Here is a 6,124-nt window from a genome sequence, read left to right on the forward strand (position 1 = left end):
TCGCCGACGGCATCCAGCGCCTGGAGGAGCAGGGCGTCAGCCGGTTCCTGGAGTTGGGCCCCGACAGCACGCTGACCGCCATGGCCCAAGGATGCGTGCAGGCCGACGGGCGCCAGTTCGTATCCGTACTGCGCAAGGACCGTCCCGAGGCCGACGCGTTCATGGCCGCTGCAGCAGCCATATTCACGCGGGGGATCTCGGTGAACTGGTCCGCCGCACTGGACGGGATCGGCGCGAGGCGCATCGATCTTCCGACGTACGCCTTCGAGCGGCAGAGGTTCTGGCCACGCGCGACCAGAGCCGGATCCGGTGATGCCACCGGCCTCGGGCTGGCGTCGGCGGAGCACCCGTTGCTGGGCGCGGAAGTCGGTCTGGCCGATGGAGAAGGAGCCCTGTTCACCGGGAGGCTGTCGCTGCAGTCCCATCCCTGGCTGCGGGACCACATGGTTGCGGGCACCGTGCTCTTCCCCGGCACCGGCTTCCTTGAACTGGTGCTGCAGTCCGGCACCCGGCTGGGCTGCGGTCGCGTAGAGGAACTGACGCTCGAGGCGCCCCTGGTGGTGGCCGAGAGCGGAGCGGTGCAACTCCAGGTGATGGTCGGTGGACCGGACGAGTCCGGCCGACGGACGGTGGGAGTCCATTCGCGCCCGAGCGGTGCCACCGTCGACGATACGTGGACCCGCCACGCCGATGGGTTCCTCGTCCCGGGCCACTCCTCGGACAGGGCCGGACCGGACGTGTGGCCGCCCTCCGGCGCGAAGCCGGTGGAACTGGCCGGCTTCTACGAGAAGTTGGCCGGAGGCGGCTACGCCTACGGTCCTGCCTTCCAGGGACTTCAGGCAGTGTGGCGGCTGGGTGACGACGTGTTCGCCGAGGTCGCGTTGGCCGAGGAGCAGAGCCGCGATGCCGGACTGTTCGGTCTGCATCCGGCGCTGCTGGACGCGGCGTTGCACGCCTGGCTGGCCACGGTAGGGGATACGGGGCCCGTGCGGGTACGGCTGCCGTTCTCCTGGAGCGGCGTCTCGCTCACTGCGGTAGGGGCGTCAGTGGTGCGGGTGCGGCTGTCGCCGGTGGACGAGGACTCGATCTCGCTGACCGTGTCCGATGCCGGTGGCCGGCCGGTGGCATCCGTCGACTCATTGACCATGCGAGAGCTGAACGAGGCTTCCCTCGACGCCTCCCGCGGCGCGCGGCACGACTCGCTGTTCCGTGTTGAATGGACGGCGCCGGCTCCCGCGGCAGGGTCCGAAGCACCTGCTTCGTCCTGGGCCGTGTTGGGTCCGGCTGCCGATCTGCCCGACGCTCCGGCCGGGGCCTACGAGGACCTGGCCGCTCTGCGGGCGGCCGTGGAGGCGGGTACGACGCTGCCCGACGCGGTACTCGTGGACTGCGTCTCGGCCAACGGCCACGGCAAGGCGAGCGGCGACGGCGGGGGCACGGCCATCGGCGACGGCGTGATCGACGGCGTTGGCGTGGTCGACGGTGCACGGGCAGGCCTTCATCGGACGCTTTCCCTGCTCCAGGAGTGGCTGGCGGAAGAGCGCTTCGCCACGTCCCGGCTCGTCCTGGTGACCCGTGGCGCGGTCGCCGTCGCGGACGAAGGGGCCGACATCGACCTGGCCGCCGCCCCGGTATGGGGTCTGGCACGCTCGGCGGAGTCGGAGAACCCGGGACGGATCCTCCTGCTGGACCTCGCGCCGGATCAGGACGGGTCGGCGACGAGTGCCGAGTTGCTCGCCTCTGCGCTCGCCTCCGGAGAGCCGCAGCTCGCCCTGCGGAACGGAACCGCCCACGCGCCTCGACTGGTCCGGGCGGGAACCGACGGACCGCTGCTACCGCCCTCCGGAGCGCCCGCCTGGCGGCTGGACGTCACCACCCCGGGAACCCTGGACCATCTGGCCCTTGTCGCCTGCCCCGAGGCGACCGAACCGCTCGGACCGGGTGAGGTGCGGGTGGCGATGCACGCGACGGGAGTGAACTTCCGCGATGTGCTGGTCTGCCTCGGCATGCTCGACCGGGAGGTCCCGGGCCGTGAGGGAGCCGGTGTCGTCACCGATGTCGGCCCCGGCGTCACTGGGCTGGCCCCGGGGGACCGCGTCCTGGGCCTGATCCCGGGGGCGTACGGGCCAACCGCCGTGACCGATCAGCGCCTGCTCGCCCGGATGCCCGACGGCTGGTCCTTCACGGAGGCCGCCGCCGCACCGATCGTCTTCCTCAGCGCGTACCACGGCCTGGCCGATCTCGCGGATCTGCGTCCTGGCGAATCCGTACTGATTCATGCCGCGGCGGGCGGGGTCGGCATGGCCGCCGTGCAGCTGGCCCGGCATCTGGGTGCGGAGGTCTTCGCGACCGCCAGCCCGGCCAAATGGGAAACCCTTCGATCGATGGGTCTGGACGACGATCACATTGCTTCCTCCCGCACCGCGGAGTTCGAAGAGAAGTTCCTGCGGGCCAGCGGCGGACGGGGAGTGGACGTCGTCCTGAACTCCCTCGCCCGGGAACTCGTCGACGCCTCCTTCCGGTTGCTGCCCCGTGGCGGCCGATTCATCGAGATGGGCAAGACGGACCTGCGTGACCCCGAGCGGGTCGCCTCGGACCACCCCGGCGTCCGGTACGAGGCGTTCGACCTGCGGGATGTCGACCCTGCCCACACCGCCCGGATGCTCGCCGAGGTCCTCTCGCTCTTCGAGCGACAGGCGCTCCGGCCCCTGCCGGTCACCACCTGGGACGTACGCCGGGCTCCCGAAGCGTTCCGGCAGCTCAGCCAGGCCCGGCACGTAGGAAAGATCGTCCTCACGATTCCCCGCCCGCTCGACGCGGGGGGCACGGTGTTGATCACCGGCGGTACCGGCGCGCTGGGCGGCCTTCTCGCCCGCCATCTGGTGAGCAGGCACGGCGTCCGCCGCCTCCTGATCACCAGCCGCAGCGGCCCCGGCGCGCCGGGAGCGAACGAACTTGCGGCCGATCTGGAAGCGCTCGGAGCCTCCGTCACGGTCGCTGCCTGTGACATCGCCGACCGGGACGCGCTCTGCCGCCTGCTGGCCCAGGTGCCCGACAGCCACCCGCTCACGGCGGTCATCCATGCGGCCGGGGTGCTGGACGACGGCGTCGTCGACTCGCTGACGCCGGAGCGGATCGACACGGTGCTGCGACCCAAGGCCGAAGCGGCCTGGAACCTGCACGAACTGACCAGGGACCTCGATCTCTCCGCCTTCGTACTGTTCTCGTCCGCCGCAGCCGCCTTCGGCACCCCGGGGCAGGCCAATTACGCGGCGTCCAATGTGTTCCTGGACGCGCTGGCGCACCATCGCCGGGCCGTCGGGCTCCCCGCCCTATCACTGGCCTGGGGTCTGTGGGACCGGTCGACCGGCATGGCAGGCACCCTGGGCGAGGCGGACATCCAGCGCGTCAGCCGGACCGGTCTGACACCGCTGCCCACGCCGGACGCTCTCGAGCTCTTCGACATCTCCCTGACGGCCGACCACGCGGTGCTGTTGCCGACGCGCCTGGACCTGGCGGCATTGCGGAACGAGGCGAGTGAGCCGCCGGCTCTGCTCAGGAGCCTGGTGCACACCCAGGTCCGTCGCGTCGCGGCGACCGTTACGGCAACGACGGCGGTGTCGCTCACCGAACAGCTGCGTCCGCTGCATGCCAACGAACGGGAGCAGGCTGTCCTGGACCTGGTGCGTACCCACACCGCGGCGGTCCTCGGTCACTCCGACCCCGAGAGGGTCGAGTCCGAACGCCCCTTCAAGTCACTGGGTTTCGACTCGCTCACCGCTGTGGAGCTGCGGAACCGCCTGGGCGCGGCCACGGGGCTGACACTGCGGGCAACCCTGATCTTCCGCTATCCGACCCCGGCCGTCCTCGCCCGTCACCTGCTCGCCCAGAGCGTCCCGGAGGAGGCGGAGCCCTCCACGGCCGTCTTCGATGAGATCGACAAGCTGGAAGCCGTACTGGCCACGGCATCAGCGGCAGCCACGGAATCCGCAGCGTCAACGGCATCAACGGTGTCCGCAGCATCCGCGGACGACGGCGGGGGCGGCGCGGACGAAGGCGCAGCGGACGACGACCTGCGGGACAAGGTCACGGCCCGGTTGCGTGAGCTCCTCTCGAAGTGGACCGGCGCCGGAGGTACGTCGGACGGCAAGGAGCTGGACGACGCGACGGACGACGAGATGTTCGACCTGATCAACCAAGAGCTGGGCATTTCCTGATCCCTCGGACCGGACCTCTTCGGACCTGACCTCTCGGACCCCAGGGGGTCCCTCTTAGGGAAGTGGCAACACATGGCGAGCAACGAAGAGAAGCTGCGGGACTACCTCAAACTGGTCACCGCCGACCTTCGCCAGACGCGCAAGCGCCTGCAGGACCTCGAGGCACGTGACCAGGAACCCATCGCCATTGTGGCGATGGGCTGCCGCTTCCCCGGCGGCGTGGAATCACCTGAGGACCTGTGGCAGTTGCTCGCCTCCGGTACGGACGCCGTCTCCACGTTCCCGACAGACCGCGGCTGGGACATGGAAGGGCTGTACGACCCGGAACCCGGCCGACCCGGCAAGACGTACGTCCGCGAGGGCGGCTTCCTCTACGGGGCCCCCTCGTTCGACGCGGAGTTCTTCGAGATCTCGCCGCGCGAGGCCCAGGCGATGGATCCCCAGCAGCGCCTCCTGCTGGAGGTGTCCTGGGAGACCGTCGAGCGGGCGCGCATCCTCCCCACGGCACTCCGCGGGAAGAACGCCGGTGTGTTCGTGGGCGCCATCGCACAGGACTACACCCCTCGTTCGCAGGAGTCCCAGGAAGAGCTGGGGGGTCATCTGCTGAACGGCAGCACGACGAGTGTGGCCTCCGGCCGGATCGCGTACTCCTTCGGGCTTGAGGGGCCGGCGGTCACGGTCGATACCGCGTGCTCGTCGTCGCTGGTGTCGCTGCACCTGGCGGTGCGGTCCCTGCGGTCCGGCGAGTGCGACATCGCGCTGGCCGGCGGCGTGACCGTCATGTCGGGCCCGGAGATGTTCGTCGACTTCGGCAGGCAGCAGGCGCTGTCCGCCGACGGCCGTTGCAGGGCGTTCTCCGATCAGGCGAGCGGCTTTGGCCCGGCTGAAGGCGTCGGAATGCTGCTGGTGGAGCGGCTGTCGGACGCCCGGCGCAACGGTCATCCCGTGCTGGCGGTGATACGTGGAAGCGCCATCAACCAGGACGGAGCCTCGAACGGCCTGACGGCACCCAACGGTCCGGCCCAGGAACGCGTGATCCGAGCGGCCCTGGAGTCCGCGGGGCTTTCGGCGGGGGACGTGGACGCGGTGGAGGCGCACGGCACCGGCACGCCGCTCGGGGACCCGATCGAGGCGGAAGCGCTGCTGGCGACCTATGCACAAGGGCGGTCCGAGGACCGGCCGTTGTGGCTGGGGTCGTTGAAGTCGAACATCGGACACACGCAGGCTGCTGCGGGTGTGGGCGGTGTGATCAAGATGGTGCTGGCGATGCGGCACGAGGTGCTGCCGCCCACGTTGCACGTCGACGTACCGTCCCAGCACGTGGATTGGACGGCCGGGCCGGTGCGGTTGCTGACCGCCGAGCAGGACTGGCCGCGGGAAGGCGACCGCCCGCGTCGTGCGGCGGTGTCGTCGTTCGGGATCAGCGGCACCAATGCACACATGGTCGTCGAGGAAGCTCCCACCGAGGAAGCTCCCACCGAGGAGGTGCCCGGTGAGGAGGTTCCCACCGGGGAGTCCGCCGACCAGGCTCAGGAACCGGTCGCCGCCAGGCTCCTGCCGTGGGTGATTTCCGCCCGTAGCCAGGCTGCCCTACGAGCACAGGCGGGTCGGCTGCTGTCGTTCGTGGAGTCGGGACACCACGTCGACCCGGCGAGCGTCGGGATCTCACTCGCCACGACGCGCTCGTCCTTCGAACACCGTGCGGTGGTGACCGGAGGGAACGGGGCGGAGTTGCTGCGCGGACTGACCGCGGTGACCGAGGGCGAACAGGCGCCGGGCACGGTCACCGGAACCGCCAGGACAGGGGGTCGTACGGCGTTTCTGTTTGCGGGTCAGGGTTCGCAGCGGTTGGGGATGGGCCGGGAGTTGTATGAGGCGTTCCCGGTCTTTGCTTCGGCCTTTGATGC

2 protein-coding genes are annotated in these 6,124 nt (G+C 70.3%); both read left to right on the top strand.

What is annotated here, in order from left to right; genetic code table 11:
• A partial coding sequence (locus tag ACZ3H8_RS40545; RefSeq protein ID WP_467410360.1) for an SDR family NAD(P)-dependent oxidoreductase occupies positions 1-4,217 on the top strand: 4,217 nt, incomplete at its 5' end.
• A 72-nt stretch (positions 4,218-4,289) separates the two neighbouring features.
• The coding region (locus tag ACZ3H8_RS40550) for a type I polyketide synthase (RefSeq protein ID WP_467410363.1) at positions 4,290-6,124 on the top strand (1,835 nt) is incomplete at its 3' end.

Source organism: Streptomyces sp. NPDC002868 (genome assembly GCF_055563295.1).